10 protein-coding genes are annotated in these 17,282 nt (G+C 61.5%); 8 read left to right on the forward strand and 2 right to left on the reverse strand.

Features of this window, described 5'->3' with window-relative positions:
- The first annotated feature begins 18 nt into the window (after positions 1-18).
- From atpA to J1G37_RS03770, 8 genes are all read left to right on the forward strand, one after another.
- A complete protein-coding gene (gene atpA / locus J1G37_RS03735) occupies positions 19-1,563 on the forward strand; it encodes a F0F1 ATP synthase subunit alpha (RefSeq protein WP_010207686.1) in 1,545 nt (514 codons plus the stop codon).
- Positions 1,564-1,613: 50 nt separating this feature from the next.
- Entirely contained in the window at positions 1,614-2,474 is an 861-nt protein-coding gene (gene atpG, locus J1G37_RS03740) for a F0F1 ATP synthase subunit gamma (RefSeq protein WP_010565870.1), read from the forward strand.
- 27 nt (positions 2,475-2,501) lie between these two features.
- A complete protein-coding gene (gene atpD / locus J1G37_RS03745; protein ID WP_010207684.1) occupies positions 2,502-3,878 on the forward strand; it encodes a F0F1 ATP synthase subunit beta in 1,377 nt (458 codons plus the stop codon).
- A 44-nt stretch (positions 3,879-3,922) separates the two neighbouring features.
- Entirely contained in the window at positions 3,923-4,339 is a 417-nt protein-coding gene (locus J1G37_RS03750) for a F0F1 ATP synthase subunit epsilon (RefSeq protein ID WP_003177061.1), read from the forward strand.
- Between the two features lie 123 nt (positions 4,340-4,462).
- Positions 4,463-5,824, forward strand: coding sequence for a bifunctional UDP-N-acetylglucosamine diphosphorylase/glucosamine-1-phosphate N-acetyltransferase GlmU (glmU, locus tag J1G37_RS03755; protein ID WP_207040242.1), 1,362 nt, complete (start codon positions 4,463-4,465; stop codon positions 5,822-5,824).
- A 234-nt stretch (positions 5,825-6,058) separates the two neighbouring features.
- The gene (locus J1G37_RS03760) at positions 6,059-6,826 is read left to right on the forward strand and encodes a DeoR family transcriptional regulator (protein WP_124527017.1); all 768 of its coding nucleotides are present in this window, start codon (positions 6,059-6,061) and stop codon (positions 6,824-6,826) included.
- Between the two features lie 10 nt (positions 6,827-6,836).
- Positions 6,837-8,669, forward strand: coding sequence for a glutamine--fructose-6-phosphate transaminase (isomerizing) (glmS, locus tag J1G37_RS03765; protein ID WP_207040243.1), 1,833 nt, complete (start codon positions 6,837-6,839; stop codon positions 8,667-8,669).
- A gap of 63 nt (positions 8,670-8,732) precedes the next feature.
- The gene (locus tag J1G37_RS03770) at positions 8,733-9,098 is read left to right on the forward strand and encodes a hypothetical protein (protein ID WP_207040244.1); all 366 of its coding nucleotides are present in this window, start codon (positions 8,733-8,735) and stop codon (positions 9,096-9,098) included.
- Between the two features lie 8 nt (positions 9,099-9,106).
- Here J1G37_RS03770 and pbpC read toward each other — a convergent pair whose 3' ends face one another.
- Both pbpC and J1G37_RS03780 read right to left on the reverse strand, forming a co-directional pair.
- Positions 9,107-11,407 carry a penicillin-binding protein 1C gene (gene pbpC / locus J1G37_RS03775; RefSeq protein ID WP_207040245.1) on the reverse strand — a complete coding sequence of 767 codons (2,301 nt, stop codon included), beginning with the start codon at positions 11,405-11,407 and terminating at the stop codon, positions 9,107-9,109.
- Positions 11,388-17,186: an alpha-2-macroglobulin gene (locus tag J1G37_RS03780; RefSeq protein WP_207040246.1), complete on the reverse strand. Its 5,799-nt coding sequence runs from the start codon at positions 17,184-17,186 to the stop codon at positions 11,388-11,390. Before J1G37_RS03780 ends, pbpC begins: the two co-directional genes overlap by 20 nt.
- Between the last annotated feature and the right edge of the window lie 96 nt (positions 17,187-17,282).

The raw sequence follows: 17,282 nt of genomic DNA on the forward strand, positions 1-17,282 counted from the left end.
TGAAGGGGCAGCAGAGCAATGCAGCAACTCAATCCTTCCGAAATAAGTGAAATTATCAAGGGCCGCATCGACAAGCTCGATGTGACCTCCCAAGCCCGTAACGAAGGCACTGTCGTCAGCGTATCTGACGGTATCGTGCGGATTCACGGTCTGGCCGACGTAATGTCCGGCGAGATGATCGAGTTTCCGGGCGGCGTCTTCGGTATGGCTCTCAACCTGGAGCAGGACTCCGTAGGTGCCGTTATTCTCGGCGCATACCAGTCCCTGGCTGAAGGCATGAGCGCCAAGTGCACTGGCCGCATCCTCGAAGTTCCGGTTGGTAAGGAACTGCTGGGTCGCGTAGTCGACGCACTGGGTAACCCTGTTGACGGTAAAGGTCCACTGGGCAACACCGAGACCGACGCGGTCGAGAAAGTTGCTCCAGGCGTGATCTGGCGTAAGTCGGTAGACCAGCCTGTACAGACTGGCTACAAGGCTGTCGATGCCATGATCCCTGTCGGCCGTGGCCAGCGTGAGCTGATCATCGGTGACCGTCAGATCGGTAAAACCGCTCTGGCCATCGACGCGATCATCAACCAGAAAGACAGCGGCATTTTCTGCGTCTACGTAGCCATCGGTCAGAAGCAATCGACCATCGCCAACGTGGTTCGCAAGCTGGAAGAGAACGGCGCACTGAAGAACACGATCATCGTGGCTGCCAGTGCTTCGGAATCTCCTGCGCTGCAATACCTGGCTCCGTATGCCGGTTGCACCATGGGTGAATTCTTCCGCGACCGCGGTGAAGACGCGCTGATCGTTTATGACGATCTGTCCAAGCAAGCAGTGGCTTACCGCCAGATTTCCCTGCTGCTGCGCCGTCCACCAGGTCGTGAAGCCTACCCAGGCGACGTGTTCTATCTCCACTCCCGTCTGCTGGAGCGCGCATCCCGCGTTTCGGAAGAGTACGTAGAGAAGTTCACCAACGGCGCAGTGACCGGCAAAACCGGTTCCCTGACCGCACTGCCGATCATCGAAACCCAGGCTGGCGACGTTTCCGCGTTCGTTCCGACCAACGTGATCTCCATCACCGACGGTCAGATCTTCCTGGAATCGGCCATGTTCAACTCGGGCATCCGCCCTGCAGTGAACGCCGGTGTTTCGGTATCCCGTGTGGGTGGTGCCGCTCAGACCAAGATCATCAAGAAGCTCTCCGGTGGTATCCGTACCGCTCTGGCTCAGTACCGTGAACTGGCGGCATTCGCCCAGTTCGCTTCTGACCTGGACGAAGCGACCCGTAAGCAACTTGAGCATGGTCAGCGCGTTACCGAGCTGATGAAGCAGAAGCAATACGCCCCAATGTCGATCGCTGACATGGCGTTGTCGCTGTATGCCGCTGAGCGTGGGTTCCTGACTGACGTCGAAATCGCCAAGGTTGGCAGCTTTGAACAAGCGCTGATTGCTTACTTCAACCGCGATCACGCCGACTTGTTGGCCAAGATCAACGTGAAGGGTGACTTCAATGACGAAATCGACGCTGGCCTGAAAGCCGGTATCGAGAAGTTCAAGGCCACCCAAACCTGGTAAGCCGCAGCGGGGGCCGCAAGGCTCCCGCTTGCTAACCTGATAGGTGTTACATGGCAGGCGCAAAAGAGATTCGCAGTAAGATTGCGAGCATCAAAAGCACGCAAAAAATTACCAGCGCCATGGAAAAAGTGGCGGTCAGCAAAATGCGCAAGGCACAAATGCGCATGGCTGCTAGCCGTCCTTATGCGGAGCGTATCCGCCAGGTAATTGGGCATCTGGCCAACGCCAACCCGGAATACCGCCACCCATTCATGATCGACCGCGAAGTTAAGCGTGTGGGTTATGTGGTTGTGAGCAGTGACCGTGGTTTGTGCGGTGGTTTGAATACCAACCTGTTCAAGGCCCTGGTCAAGGACATGGCGGTAAACCGCGAAAACGGCGTCGAGATCGATCTGTGTGTAGTTGGTAGCAAGGGTGCGGCCTTTTTCCGTAACTTCGGCGGCAACGTCGTAGCAGCTATCAGCCACCTGGGTGAAGAGCCGTCGATCAATGATTTGATCGGCAGTGTGAAGGTGATGCTGGATGCATACCTGGAAGGCCGGATTGACCGCCTCTCCGTGGTATCCAACAAGTTCATCAACACCATGACCCAGCAGCCAACCGTGGAGCAATTGATTCCACTGGTGGCGACTCCGGATCAGGAACTCAAGCACCACTGGGACTACCTCTACGAACCAGACGCCAAAGAGCTGCTTGACGGCTTGATGGTGCGCTACGTGGAGTCGCAGGTGTACCAGGCGGTGGTCGAGAACAACGCAGCTGAACAAGCGGCGCGGATGATCGCGATGAAAAACGCTACCGATAACGCCGGTGATCTGATCAGCGATTTGCAGCTGATCTACAACAAGGCGCGTCAGGCTGCGATCACCCAAGAGATCTCGGAAATCGTCGGCGGCGCTGCCGCGGTTTAACGGTTCAAATATTCAGAGGATCCAGCTATGAGTAGCGGACGTATCGTTCAAATCATCGGCGCCGTTATCGACGTGGAATTTCCACGCGACAGCGTACCGAGCATCTACAACGCGCTGAAAGTACAAGGCGCGGACACTACTCTGGAAGTTCAGCAACAGCTGGGCGACGGCGTAGTTCGTACCATTGCGATGGGTTCCACCGAAGGCTTGAAGCGCGGTCTGGACGTTGTCGACTCTGGCGCAGCCATCTCCGTACCGGTCGGTAAAGCGACCCTGGGCCGGATCATGGACGTACTGGGCAACCCGATTGACGAAGCTGGTCCGATCGACACCGAAGAGCGTTGGGGCATTCACCGTCCAGCACCTTCGTTCGCGGAACAAGCTGGCGGCAACGACCTGCTGGAAACCGGCATCAAGGTTATCGACCTGGTTTGCCCGTTCGCCAAAGGCGGTAAAGTCGGTCTGTTCGGTGGTGCCGGTGTAGGCAAGACCGTAAACATGATGGAACTGATCCGTAACATCGCCATCGAGCACAGCGGTTATTCCGTGTTCGCCGGTGTGGGCGAGCGTACCCGTGAGGGTAACGACTTCTACCACGAGATGAAGGACTCCAACGTTCTGGACAAAGTGGCACTGGTTTACGGTCAGATGAACGAGCCGCCGGGTAACCGTCTGCGCGTAGCACTGACTGGCCTGACCATGGCCGAGAAGTTCCGTGACGAAGGTAACGACGTTCTGCTGTTCGTCGACAACATCTACCGTTACACCCTGGCCGGTACTGAAGTATCCGCACTGCTGGGCCGTATGCCTTCCGCAGTAGGTTACCAGCCGACCCTGGCCGAAGAGATGGGCGTTCTGCAAGAACGTATCACTTCGACCAAGGAAGGTTCGATCACTTCGATCCAAGCGGTATACGTACCTGCGGATGACTTGACTGACCCGTCGCCAGCGACCACCTTCGCCCACTTGGACGCCACCGTCGTTCTGTCCCGTGACATCGCTTCCCTGGGTATCTACCCAGCGGTCGATCCACTCGACTCGACTTCGCGCCAGCTGGACCCGAACGTGATCGGCCAGGAGCACTACGACACCGCTCGCGGCGTTCAGTACGTGCTGCAGCGTTACAAAGAACTGAAGGACATCATTGCGATCCTGGGTATGGACGAGCTGTCGGAAGCCGACAAGCAGTTGGTAAACCGTGCTCGTAAGATCCAGCGTTTCTTGTCGCAGCCGTTCTTCGTGGCTGAAGTCTTCACCGGTGCCTCGGGTAAATACGTTTCCCTGAAAGACACCATTGCTGGCTTCAAAGGCATCCTCAACGGTGACTACGACCACCTGCCAGAACAAGCGTTCTACATGGTTGGCGGCATCGAAGAAGCGATCGAGAAAGCCAAGAAACTGTAATCCAAGCGCCCGGAAACGGGCGCTCATCAGGTTGAGGCAATCAGATGGCTATGACAGTCCATTGCGATATCGTCAGCGCGGAAGGGGAAATCTTCTCCGGTCTGGTAGAGATGGTGATTGCACACGGCGAACTCGGTGACCTGGGTATTGCCATGGGTCACGCGCCGTTGATCACCAGCTTGAAGCCGGGTCCGATCACTCTGACCAAGCAAGGCGGGGAAAAGGAGGTGTTTTACATCTCCGGTGGTTTCCTTGAGGTTCAGCCGAACATGGTCAAGGTACTTGCCGACACCGTGCAACGTGCTGGCGACCTGGATGAAGCCTCCGCTCAGGAAGCCGTCAAGGCTGCCGAGAAGGCCCTGAACGAAAAGGGCGCGGACTTCGACTACAGCGCTGCTGCTGTACGTCTGGCCGAGGCTGCAGCCCAGCTGCGCACGCTCCAGCAGATCCGCAAGAAGTAAGCGGCCACGCCGTCTTGTTTCATGTGCGATTGATTAAAAAGGGTAGCCTCGGCTACCCTTTTTCTTTTTCAGCCATACACTTCTCTGGTCTGACGTCGGACCGCCCAGGATTGGTAGCCATTCATGTCTCTTGAAATCGTCATTCTCGCCGCAGGCCAAGGCACCCGCATGCGTTCGGCCCTGCCCAAGGTGCTGCATCCGGTTGCCGGCAACTCCATGCTTGGCCATGTTATCCACAGCGCCCGGCAGCTCGATCCACAGCGCATTCACGTGGTGATCGGCCACGGTGCCGATGTGGTGCGCGAACGCCTGGCCGCGGACGACCTGAATTTCGTATTGCAAGACCAGCAACTCGGTACCGGCCACGCCACCGCGCAAGCCGTGCCATTCATTACCGCCGACACCGTGCTGATCCTCTACGGTGACGTGCCGCTGATCGAAGTGGAAACCCTGCAACGCCTGCTCAAGCACGTGGTGCCAGGGCAGATGGGCCTGCTCACCGTCGAGCTGGATGATCCCACCGGCTATGGCCGTATCGTGCGCAACGCCGACGGCAAGGTCGCGGCCATCGTCGAGCATAAAGACGCCAGCGAAGCCCAGCGCGCCATCACCGAAGGCAATACCGGCATCATGGCGGTGCCAGCCAACAAGCTCGCCGACTGGATGAGCCGCCTGTCCAACCACAACGCCCAGGGCGAGTACTACCTCACCGACGTCATTGAGATGGCCGTGAGCGATGGCCTGCTGGTTGCCACCGAGCAGCCCCTCGACCCCATGGAAGTGCAGGGCGCCAACGACCGCAAGCAGCTTGCCGAACTGGAGCGTCACTACCAACTGCGTGAAGGCCGCCGCCTGATGGCCCAGGGCGTGACCCTGCGCGACCCGGCTCGTTTCGATGTACGTGGCGAAGTGACCGTGGGCCGCGACGTGCTGATCGACATCAACGTGATCCTCGAAGGCCGCGTGATCATCGAAGACGACGTGGTAATCGGCCCGAACTGCGTGATCAAGGACAGCACCCTGCGCAAGGGCGTGATGGTCAAGGCCAACAGTCACCTGGACGGTGCGGTGATGGGGGAGGGCAGCGATGCCGGTCCGTTCGCGCGGTTGCGTCCGGGTACCGTGATGGGTGCCAGGGCGCATGTGGGCAATTTCGTCGAACTAAAGAACGCCCGAATGGGTGACGATGCCAAGGCCGGCCACTTGGCCTACCTCGGTGATGCGGTGATTGGTGCACGCAGTAACATTGGTGCGGGCGCCATTACCTGCAATTACGATGGCGCCAACAAATACCAGACGACTATTGGTGAGGACGTCTTCATCGGCTCCAATAACTCACTGATTGCGCCTGTCTCTATTGGTGATGGCTCGAACACCGCCGCCGGCTCAACGATCAATCAGGATGTGGATAAGTCCCAATTGGCGGTAGCCCGCGCCCGCCAACGCAACATCGACGGCTGGAAGCGCCCGGTCAAAATCAAATAGACCTGAGTTATCCACAGTCTCACCCGCAACAAACCTCCAATGTGGGAGCGGGCTTGCTCGCGAATGCGGAGTGTCAGTCACAGATGATTCGACTGATACACCGCATTCGCGAGCAAGCCCGCTCCCACATTTGACCTGCGCCGGCGCAAAAATTTGCTGCATCCCGCTTGACGATCTTTCGCCAATAGGTTTTGATTACCTTCGTTATCTTTCGGAACGAAACTTATCATCACCATGTCGAAACGAAATACACCCCAACGCCGCCACAACATTCTGACCTTGCTCAATGAACAGGGCGAAGTGAGCGTGGACGAATTGGCCAAACATTTCGAAACGTCGGAAGTGACCATCCGCAAGGACCTGGCCGCCCTCGAAAGCAACGGCCTGCTGCTGCGCCGCTACGGTGGCGCCATCACCATGCCCCAGGAATTGGTGGGCGACGCCGCACAGCCCATCTCGGTATACAAGCGTGCCATCGCCCGTGCCGCCGTGCTGCGCCTGCGCGAACACGCGCGCATCATCATTGACAGTGGCAGCACCACCGCCGCCATGATCCCGGAACTGGGCCACCAGCCCGGCCTGGTGGTGATGACCAACTCCCTGCACGTGGCCAGCGCCTTGAGCGAACTGGAACACGAACCGGTACTGTTGATGACCGGCGGTACCTGGGACCCTCACTCGGATTCGTTCCAAGGCCAGGTCGCGGAGCAGGTGCTACGGTCCTATGACTTTGACCAGCTGTTTATCGGTGCCGATGGCATCGACCTGCAGCGCGGTACCACCACCTTCAACGAACTGCTGGGCCTGAGCCGCGTGATGGCCGAGGTCGCCAGGGAAGTGGTGGTGATGGTCGAATCCGACAAGATCGGCCGCAAGATTCCCAACCTGGAACTGCCCTGGAGCAGCGTCCATACCCTTATTACCGATGATCGCCTGCCGCTTGAGGCCCGCGACCAGATCCAAGCCCGCGGCATTACGCTGATATGCGCGGCAATCATCTAGGAGAAACATCATGTGTGGAATTGTTGGCGCAGTCGCCGAACGTAACGTAACCGCCATCCTGCTCGAAGGCCTCAAGCGCCTGGAATACCGTGGCTACGACAGCGCCGGTGTGGCCGTCTTCACCAACGCCGGCAAACTGGAGCGCATGCGCCGTCCGGGCAAGGTCAGCGAGTTGGAACAGGCCCTGGCCGGCGAGCCGCTGGTCGGTCGTCTGGGCATTGCCCACACCCGCTGGGCCACCCACGGCGCGCCGTGCGAGCGTAACGCCCACCCACACTTCTCCGGCGACCTGGCGGTGGTGCACAACGGCATCATCGAAAACCACGAAGTGCTGCGCGAACAACTCAAGGGCCTGGGCTACGTGTTCACCTCGGACACCGACACCGAAGTCATCGCCCACCTGCTCAACCACAAACTCAAGGACCACAGCGACCTGACCACCGCCCTCAAGGCCACGGTCAAGGAACTGCACGGCGCCTACGGCCTGGCCGTGGTCAGCGCCAGCCAACCCGACCGCGTGGTCGCCGCCCGCAGTGGCAGCCCGTTGGTGATTGGCCTGGGTCTGGGGGAAAACTTCCTCGCTTCCGACCAACTGGCCCTGCGCCAGGTCACTGACCGCTTCATGTACTTGGAGGAAGGCGATATTGCCGACATCCGCCGTGAAAGCGTGCAGATCTGGGACGTAAACGGCAACACCGTCGAACGCGAAGCCGTGCAGTACCGCGACGGCGCCGAAGCGGCCGACAAAGGCGAGTTCCGCCACTTCATGCTCAAGGAAATCCATGAGCAACCGGCCGTGGTACAACGCACCCTGGAAGGTCGTTTGAGCCAGAACCAGGTGCTGGTCAACGCCTTCGGCCCACAAGCCGCCGAGTTGTTCGCCAAAGTGCGCAACGTGCAGATCGTCGCTTGTGGCACCAGCTACCACGCCGGCATGGTTGCGCGTTACTGGCTGGAAGAACTGGCCGGCATCCCGTGCCAGGTCGAAGTCGCCAGCGAATTCCGCTACCGCAAGGTGGTGGTGCAGCCCGACACCCTGTTCGTGACCATTTCCCAGTCCGGCGAAACCGCCGACACCCTGGCCGCCCTGCGCAACGCCAAGGAACTGGGCTTCCTCGCCAGCCTGGCGATCTGCAACGTGAGCATCAGCTCCCTGGTGCGTGAATCCGACCTGACCCTGCTGACCCAGGCCGGCCGCGAAATCGGCGTCGCCTCCACCAAAGCCTTCACCACCCAGCTCGTTGGCTTGTTGCTGCTGACCCTGTCCCTGGGCCAAGTGCGGGGCACCCTCGCCGAAGGCATCGAAGCCACCCTGGTCGAAGAACTGCGCCGCCTGCCCACTCGCCTCGGCGAAGCCCTGGCCATGGACAGCACCGTGGAAAAAGTCGCCGAGCTGTTTGCCGACAAGAACCACACCCTGTTCCTCGGCCGTGGCGCGCAATACCCAGTGGCAATGGAGGGCGCGCTCAAGCTCAAGGAAATCTCCTACATCCACGCCGAAGCATACCCAGCCGGCGAGTTGAAGCACGGCCCATTGGCCTTGGTGGACGACGACATGCCGGTGGTCACCGTTGCACCCAACAACGAACTGCTGGAGAAGCTCAAGTCCAACCTGCAGGAAGTGCGCGCCCGTGGTGGCCAACTGGTGGTATTCGCCGACGAAAAAGCCGGCATGACCAACGGCGAAGGCACCCACGTCATCAACGTTCCGCATATCCACGACATCCTGTCGCCGATCCTCTACACCATCCCGCTGCAACTGCTGTCGTACTACGTTGCCGTGCTCAAGGGCACAGACGTTGACCAGCCGCGCAACCTGGCGAAGTCGGTAACGGTGGAGTAACTCCGCCTTCCCTGGAGGCCCGCCGGGTCTCCAGGACCATCACGACGAAAGGATTCGACCTCGATGCCAACCTCTTTTTCCCCAATCGGCGAGCGTTTGCACAATCGCCGGTTTGCGGTCGCCAACAACACCCAAGGGCTCTCAGGCGCCGGTACGGTGTTCCATTATCAAGTCGAAGGCGACGCCATCTCGAGCACCTACCAAGGCGGGCGGATTCGCACCGGCCAGCAGGTCGGCCGTGTAACCGGCCCGGATACCATCGAGCTGCTCTTTCAATGCCTGACCACGGAAGGGGAGTTGCTGGCGGGTTGGTCGCGGGGCACGGTTGGTGTTGATGATGTCGGGCGTACCACGCTGGCGTTTGTATGGGGTTGGTTATCTGGTGCAACCGGAGGCGGGGAGTCCAGTTACGTGGAAGTGGTCGCGTAGTCGTCCGATCACGGCACAAACTCCACCCGCAACCCGCGCCCCGCACTGCGTCCCTGATCATCCGTAACCCGCAACCGATACTCCCCCGACTTGCCCGGCCGCCAGTTCAGCGTGGCTTGCGGCGGGCCCTGGCCGATCAGCGTTTGGTCGGCAAACCAGTACAGCGTCGCCGCATCGCTGGCCGCGTTGGCGCTCAGCGGGATGCTTTCCTGGGGTTGGGACAGGCGCAACTGATAACTCACCTGGGTCAACGGCGAGCGGATTTGCGGCGCTTCGCTTTGGTCGCCGATTCGGTTGGGCTGGCAGTTTTTCATTACGCTGGGCGGCGTGCGCCGGGGCAGGCCGGCGGCGCGGTACAGGCGCTGCACGTCGCTGGGCCAGAACTCGAAGACTTCTTCACGGGTGTATTGCGCCTCGAACGGCGGGCAGGCCGCTTTGCCGGTGCGTGTGTCGATCAGCACCGGGCGGTGCAGGTTGGATACGCGAATCGGTGAGACGCCGGGGATGTACCAGGTCTTGCGGGTTTGCGGGCACCAGCGGTTGGGCAATTCGCCGGACGCCGCGCAGACCTCGATGCGCACCAGCCCGGGCGGCGCCTTGTCGGGTTTGATCACCACGTTGGGCAAGGCCAGGGGCAGGGCGTCGGCGATGCGAAAGAACAGTGGCGCGGCGGTCTTGGCGCCGATAAACGCCGGGTTCGGCCGACCATCGAAGTTGCCCACCCACACCACCAGCACGTAAGGGCCCACCAGCCCGGCGCTCCAGGCATCGTGGAACCCCCACGACGTGCCGGTTTTCCATGCGGTGCGCCAATGGCGACCGGGCAAGCCGTCCGGGCGCGGGTTGCGGCGCAGCATGTCGCGCACCATAAAGGCGGCTTGTGGTGTGAGCAGTTGTGCACCGGTGGCTGGTGGCTGCTCCTGCAAATAGCGCAACGGCCGCAGATGCCCGTCACCGGCCAGCATTACATACAGTCGCGCCAGTTCTTCCGGGGTCATCTCGCCGCCGCCGAGGGCCAGGGCCAGGCCGTAGTGGCTTTCGTCGCGCAGGCCCTTGATGCCGGCGCGTTGCAGCAACCCATACAAGGACGGCGACTTCACCTGGCTGGCCAGCCACACCGCCGGGATATTGCGACTACGGATCAACGCATCCCGAGCCGTCAGCGGGCCGACAAAACTGCCGTCGAAGTTTTCCGGCTGGAAGTAGCCGAAGTTACTGGGCAGATCCTTGAGGATGCTCATGGGGTGGATCACCCCCTGGTCCAACGCCAGCCCATACAGGAAAGGCTTGAGTGTCGAACCCGGCGAGCGTCGCGACAGCACGCCATTGACCTGGCCGTGAATGCCTGTGGATAAGTAATCGGCCGAACCCACCAGCGCCTTGACGCGCTGGTCGCGGCTGTCGATCAGGATTGCCGTGGCGTTCTCCACCCCGGTGCTGCGCCGTTCGGCGATAAAGCCGGTGATCAGGCGTTCGAGCAATTGCTGCAAGGGCAGGTTGAGGGTGCTGTTCAGCTCGTTGCCGGGCTGGGACGCCAGCAACTGTTCGCTCAAATGCGGCGCCAGGAACGGGATCTGCTGGCGGCTGCGCGCCTCCAGGGGCAACTCCAGCAAACTGTCGTTACGCGGGTCTTGTGGATAAGTCTCGCGCCAGTCAGTCATCAAGCGCAGCCGCGCGTTTTGCAGCGACGGCCCGAAGCGCGCACGCCGCCCCGGTTGCTGCGGGATCACCGCCAGCGCCAGCGCTTCGGACAACGACAACTGCGCCGCTGCCTTGCCAAAATAGATACGGCTAGCGGCCTCGGCGCCTTCGATATTGCCGCCCATGGGCGCCAGGTTCAGGTAGGCCTCAAGGATGTCGTGCTTGCTGTAGCGCGCTTCCAGCCACAACGCCAAGGCCATCTGCTGCAACTTGCCCGGCACCTGCCGGGTGTTCAGATCCCACAGGCGCCGCGCTAATTGCATGCTCAAGGTCGAGCCGCCCTGGCGCTGGCCACCGCTGTAGGTGGCCATGGCCGCGCGCAGCAACGCCGGGGGATTGATCCCCGGGTGCCAGTAGAAATTGCGATCTTCCTTGAGCAGCAACGCCTCAACCAATGACGGCGAGATCCGCTCCAGCGGTAGCCATAAGCGGTATTGGCCGTCATCCGCCAACGTCATGCGCAGCAGCGCGCCGTCGTCGGCCAGCACCAGCCGTGACGAGGTCACGGCCTGCTCCAGCGGGGCATGGGGCCACAGCCGCAGCCCCGCGAGAAGCGCCGCCGCTATCAGCAGCGGCGGCGTCAGGCGTTTAAGGCTTGGTAATTTCAAGCTCGCCTACTTTGCCGCGCCCTTGCAGGGTGGTTTCGTACATACCTTCGGCGTAGGCCGGTGGCGTGTTGAACGTGCCGGCGTTGGTGGCGCGCACGCGGTACACGAACGTGCCGACATCGCGCAGTGCGGTGCCGTACAACACCACTCGATCATCGCGTACGTCCACATAGTCCGGCTGCCAGTTGCTCAGCTCGGTTTCGCCGATGGGCGCTTGCCAGGCCGGTTCTTCCTGGCTGTCTTCTTCGACGTATTCAGACTCTTCGCTGTCCTCGGAGCTGGCGGCTTCCGGCTCCGGCGGCAAGTTATACACAGGCTCGACGCCACCCGGCAGCAGATCCACCACGGCCACTTGCTGAACCTGGTCACGGTCGGTCGCCCGCAGGCGCAAGCGCACCAGGAACTCATCGCCCACCGCGACTTTGCTCACAGGCTCGCCTTTGAGGTCGAGGTACTCGTGGATGATTTCCAGGCCATTGCTGATCGGCTTGAGCTTGGCGCCTTTGTCGAAACCGGCCTCGCTGAGCATGTAAAAGGCGGCGGGGCCGTCGGATTTTTCCATGACCAGTTTTTGCGTGCTCCCCGGCACCGCGGCACGCGGCGGCTGGCCGGCCATCTCCAGCAATTGTTGTTGTTTGTCACCCAACCAGGCGGTGGCCTTGAGGGTCATGTCGCTTTGCGCGCGCTGGCCATAGTTGTCCAGGGCCCGCAGCAACAGCGCCGCCGACAGCGAGTTGTAGCGCTGCTCATTGAGACGCTTGCCGAGCTTATCCAGCAGCGCCACGGGTACATCGTCCAGCAACTCGGGGAAGTGGCGCGCCAGCAGGTGCAGGTGTTCGGCATCGTGCACCAGCGGGTCGTAATACAGGCCGTCGCTGCTCCACTTATCCACAAGGGAGCGCCATGGGATCTTGCGGAACAGCGCATCGGCCTGGCGATCCTGCTTGAGCAACTTGTAGCTGGCGGCCAGGTAAGCGGCGCCCAGGTCGTTCTGCCAGCTGTCCTTGAAGTAGCTCTCGTAGCGCTCGCGGATATCGCTCAAGGCACCGCTCACCAGAATCCCCTGACGGCTCAGCAGGTAACTGGCGTAGGCGCGGTTGCGCAATTCCGACAGGCCTTCGCTAGGACCGTTGGCCAGGTCTGTCAGATACGCGTTCGAGCGCACCAGCAGGTCTTCCGGCACCGGCAGCCCGCGCTCCTTGGCTTCGATCAGGAAGTCGGTGGCGTACAGGCTGGCGTACGGCGCCACATCCGGGTTGGCCGCCCACAAACCAAAGCCACCGGCCTGGTTCTGGCGTTGACGCAGCATGCGCACCGCACTGTTGAAGGCTTGCTCGGCTTGCGGTGCGTTGCCGCCCCAGATCAACGCGGGCATGGCCTTGGACACCAATTGCTCGGTGCAGGCGTAGCCATAGTCATCCAGGTAATGCTTGAGGCCGTTGGCCCACACCAGCGGCGAGGCCGCCACGCCCAGTTGCACGTCGCGCAGTTGGCTGAACAGTTCGCGGGTTGGTTTCAACTCTTTGCTGGCGCTGTCGAAGCGGCCCAGGCTCAAGGCCACGCGGTGCTCGCTGAGTGGGCGGATCGACGTGGTCTCGGCCACCTGGATGCGCTTGCCATCCGGCAACACCGCGACAAAGCGCAGGTCCGCCGAACCGAGGGTGTCGCCAACCTTGATCTTGAACTCGGCGGTGCCTTCCTTGCGCGGTTGCAGGGACAGGGTGCTGCCCTTGTCGCCCTGCACCTTGAGGCCGTCGCTGGTCTGCACTTCAAACTTCACGTCCGCCGCCGCATCGAGGTTGCTGAACACCCCGGCGCTGACGTTGAACACATCCCCCGGCGCGACAAAGGCCGGTACGTTTGGCGTGATCACAATTGGCCCGCGTACGTCGGTCGTGGCTTCGCTGACGCCCACACTGTCGCTGTCCACTGCCACCGCAAACAGGTGCAACTTGCCGTTGAAGCTGTCCGGCACCTGGTAATGCAGCACGGTTTCACCGGCCGGCAAGTCCACCAAACCGGACCACCACGCCACGGGTGGCTGATGTTTACGCTTGAACGGGTTCAGGTGATTGGCCAGGGCGCCTTCCGTATCGCCTCCGGGCGCTGCCCCACTGAGCAAGCGGCTGAATTCCGGCAGGATCAGGTCAAGGATCTGACTGGTGCGGACCTCCAGCGCCCGCTTCTGGAAGAAGAAGCCCAGCGGGTCCGGCGTCTGGTAGCGCGCCACTTGCAGGATGCCTTCGTCCACCGCGTACACCACCGCGCGGCCTGGACGGTCGGCGTTGACCTTGATATCGAGCCGTTGCCCCGGCTCGATCTTCGCCGGGCCTTCGACCTTCAGCGCCATGCGCCGCGCATCCAGGTTGATGCTGAACGGCACCACACCGTAGGACAGCGGGCTCATGTACACCTCGGCCGAGCCCATATCCCTCACGAACTGCACGTTGACGTAGGCATTGCCTTCAAGCCCCGCAGGCACGCGGATATGTTGCACGCTGTTGGTGCTGTCGGCTTTGAACCATTGCTGGGTGTAGACCTTGTCGCGCTCGATGGTGATCAAGCCGGCGCCGGTGTAGGGCGCACGGATGCTGATCGCAATCTCGTCACCGCTGGCGTAGCTGCGTTTATCCAGGCGCAGTTGCAGCTCGGCGTTGCGCTCCAGGGAGCGCGAGGTGTTGCCACGCCCGGCCACGCTGTAGTCGATCTGGTTGAGCAGGTTGCCGTTGGCATCCTTAAGTTGCAGGGTGAAATCCCCCGGCGTGGAAGTGTTCAGGGCCTGCTTGGCACCTTCTTTCGTCATCACCAGCGGTGAGGCCGGCTGGCTGATGTTCTTGATGCGCGACTCGTACTTGTAGGTGCCGTTGGACTGTTTCACCAGCACCGACACGTAGCGGTGCTCGACCACTTCGCTGGTCAGGCCGTCCACCGCCACAGGTGAAAGGTCTGGCGCGACGGCCAGCCATTGCACCTGGCGTGGCGCATCCTTGGCGACGTACGACAGCGAGTCCTGACTTTTCACACCAACCAGATAGGGAGCGGACGACACCAGCAACGCACTTTGCGCCGCCACATTGCGACCGCCCTCGGCTTCGAACACCTGGGTCATCACCTGCAAACGATAGGTGCTGTTGGCGAAACGTTGCAGGTTGAGGTCGAGCACGGCCTGGCCGTTGTCGTCCACGGTGGTTTCGGCGAGGTCTTCGGTGCTGGCGTCTTCCAGGCCGTCGTTGAGACGGAAGCGGTAGTCGGGGTAGCGCTCGAAGGCCGCGAGCGTTGGGCTCAGGGACATTTTCGCGGTCACCCGGCGACCTGCTGCCGGGGCGCCGAACAAGTGCATCGCGGTGACTTTGGCCACCACCTGGTCCGGTGCAATCCAGCCCTGCACGGGAGTGTCGTGCAGGCTCAGGCTGACCTTCATGCGGTCCGGTTCGAAGTCGCGGACCTTGAAACTCACGCTGCCCAGGTCGGTGCGGGTCTGCTTCTGGCCAATCAACTGCAAGGTCGCGGTGTACTCCCCGGCGGGGGCGACTTCGCTGCTGGAGAAATCAAAGGTCTCAAAACCGCTGGCGGACAGCTTCAGCGGCTGGCGAATCACTTCCAGGCCACGCGGGTCGGTGATTTGTAGCTCCACCGGCAGGCCTTGCAAGGCACCTTGCCAGTTGCCGCTGCGCACGATCATGCCCAGGTGCGCGGTTTCGCCCGGCCGGTACAGGCCGCGATCGGTAAACAGGTAGGCGCTGAGGCGATCAGTCGCGCCGTCCTCTTCCAAACCGCCTACGTCGAAGCGCGACAAATCCAGCTGCTGGGACTGACGGGCAATCGGCAGGAAGGATTGATCGTTGCCGCGAGTGACGACATACATCAGCGGCGTTTTCTCACGGCGCAGTTCATCCAGCTTGGCGAAATGCGCGTGGCCTTCGGCGTCGGTGCGCCCGCTGCTGACCGGCAAGCCGTTGCGGCCAATGATGTCGACTTGCGCATCCGACACCGGCGAACCGTTGCCGATGGATTGCACATACACATCATGGCTGCCGTCGCTGGAGCGCTTGGCGATGATGCCCAGATCCGTCACCACGATAAACCGCAGGTCGCTGGTGCTGCTGCGGTCGTACTCGAAGGTGCGCTCGACCGGTTCATCCTGCGGGCTGAGCTTGAGCACAAAAATGCCGCGCCGGCCGCCGTTGGCGGTGAGGTAGTGGCCGAGGTCGACGTTGTCGTACACGGTTTTCGCCGGGTCATTGGACGACAGTGGAATGTCCAGTGACTGACGTTCCACCATGCGATCGAAGTACTCGTTGCCGAAATTCGGCCGGGCAAAGCTGCCGCTGCTCTGGTCCACCAGGTGTTGCAACTGGTTGGGTAGCAGGCGGGCGATTTCCACATGGGCGCCGGGCACGCCACGGGCCATGAAGCCCAGGCGTTTTTCGCCATTGAGGCTGAGCAAGGCGCCGTCAGACAAGAACTGCAACGTGCGCGGATACGCCGGCATGCTGATCAGCGACGCCGTAGGATTCTTCGCCAAATAGCCGCCGATGGCTTCCAGGTTGGCCGGAACGCGCACGTAGATAGCGCGGCCAGCTGGCGCCTTGAACTTGAAGGCGTGCAGGGTGTTCAGCGGTTCGACGCTGGGCACGTGGGTCAGGTTGACCTTGCTGCTGCGGGCGAGCAGGGCGTCGTCGATGTCGTTGCTGTTGTAAGGGCGCGTGTCGTCTTCGGCTTTTTCCGGCAGCAGCCAGGCCTGCACCTTACCGGCGATAGTGTCATCGGCTACCGCGCTGGAGCTGCTGAACATCAGCACCGGCTCGGGTTCGCCGCGTTGGTTGTCGACAAAGCTCACTTCGGCGCCGGTAAAGGTCAGGCGATAACGCCCGGGCACGGTGACTTCGGCCACCAGCGGCGCAGTGCTGGCGTTGCCGCCGTCGCGGGCTTTGAGGCCTTCGTCTAGTTTTGCGCTGACCGGCGTGCTTTCCAGCGGGGTGGCGAGGGCGGCGGAGCGCACGTAGGCGTTGAGTTTTTTCTCGTCGAAGGTGATTTCCGGGCGGTTGGGCAACTGGGCGTCGCGGTAGGCCAGGCCTTTGCCGAGGGTGACCGTCACGCGTTTGCGCAGGCTGTCTTCATCCACCGGGTGGGAAAAGTGGAAGGTTGCCACCAGCTGTTTCAGCGTCGGGTTGGACGGGTCTTGATACAGCTCGTTTTGCGCCAGGGTGGCGCGGAATGGTTGGGTGGAGAACTGCGCACTGTATTGGTCGAGCAATACGCCGTCGGCCAACAGGTTTTTCTTCGCCAGGTCCAGGGTGTAGCCGGTGTCGATGGGCCAGTCTTTTTCCGGCACGAACAGCAAGGTGCGGTCATCGGACCAGCGCCACGTGCCCGCCACGCTCGGTTTGAGGGTGATACCTGCGCTCACCGGCTTGCCAATCGCCGCCAGCGGAGCCACGGACTCGGCGAACCGCACCTGCAGGTTATCCACAACCGGCGTGGGCTGGGTGTAGTCGGTGAGGTTGGGTTTGTGCAGCGAATAACTCACGGTATGCGGCTTGGGCAGATGGGAGTACCACTGCCAGCCATAGAAACCGGCGGCGCCCAGCAGCACCACACCCAACACGCCAGCCCCTGCCTGGCGCGGATAAGCGCGCGCCTTGCGGCCGAGCGCCAGCACGCCATCGCCGATGGCACGCAGCCAGAATGGCGGACGCCATTGGCCGAACAGGGCACCCACCACCGTCGCTAATGCACCGAATAAACGGCGGCAGATCGTTTTGAACGAGTCGAACATGGTGAGCATCCCTGGCTAAGTGCGGCGTATCTTACAGCGTCTTTGATACAAAAGATGACGCCGATACGCCGCACACCAGGGCGCAGGTCGGGAAAC

Source organism: Pseudomonas sp. Marseille-Q1929, assembly GCF_017316265.1.
Classification (GTDB): domain Bacteria; phylum Pseudomonadota; class Gammaproteobacteria; order Pseudomonadales; family Pseudomonadaceae; genus Aquipseudomonas.

What these genes read in the sequence shown, in the direction of transcription:
- J1G37_RS03760 (WP_124527017.1), top strand. Translation starts at nt 6,059, where the DNA reads ATGTCGAAACGAAATACACCCCAACGCCGCCACAACATTCTGACCTTG.
- atpA (WP_010207686.1), top strand. Translation starts at nt 19, where the DNA reads ATGCAGCAACTCAATCCTTCCGAAATAAGTGAAATTATCAAGGGCCGC.
- atpD (WP_010207684.1), top strand. Translation starts at nt 2,502, where the DNA reads ATGAGTAGCGGACGTATCGTTCAAATCATCGGCGCCGTTATCGACGTG.
- J1G37_RS03770 (WP_207040244.1), top strand. Translation starts at nt 8,733, where the DNA reads ATGCCAACCTCTTTTTCCCCAATCGGCGAGCGTTTGCACAATCGCCGG.
- glmS (WP_207040243.1), top strand. Translation starts at nt 6,837, where the DNA reads ATGTGTGGAATTGTTGGCGCAGTCGCCGAACGTAACGTAACCGCCATC.
- glmU (WP_207040242.1), top strand. Translation starts at nt 4,463, where the DNA reads ATGTCTCTTGAAATCGTCATTCTCGCCGCAGGCCAAGGCACCCGCATG.
- J1G37_RS03750 (WP_003177061.1), top strand. Translation starts at nt 3,923, where the DNA reads ATGGCTATGACAGTCCATTGCGATATCGTCAGCGCGGAAGGGGAAATC.
- J1G37_RS03780 (WP_207040246.1), bottom strand. Translation starts at nt 17,186, where the DNA reads ATGTTCGACTCGTTCAAAACGATCTGCCGCCGTTTATTCGGTGCATTA.
- atpG (WP_010565870.1), top strand. Translation starts at nt 1,614, where the DNA reads ATGGCAGGCGCAAAAGAGATTCGCAGTAAGATTGCGAGCATCAAAAGC.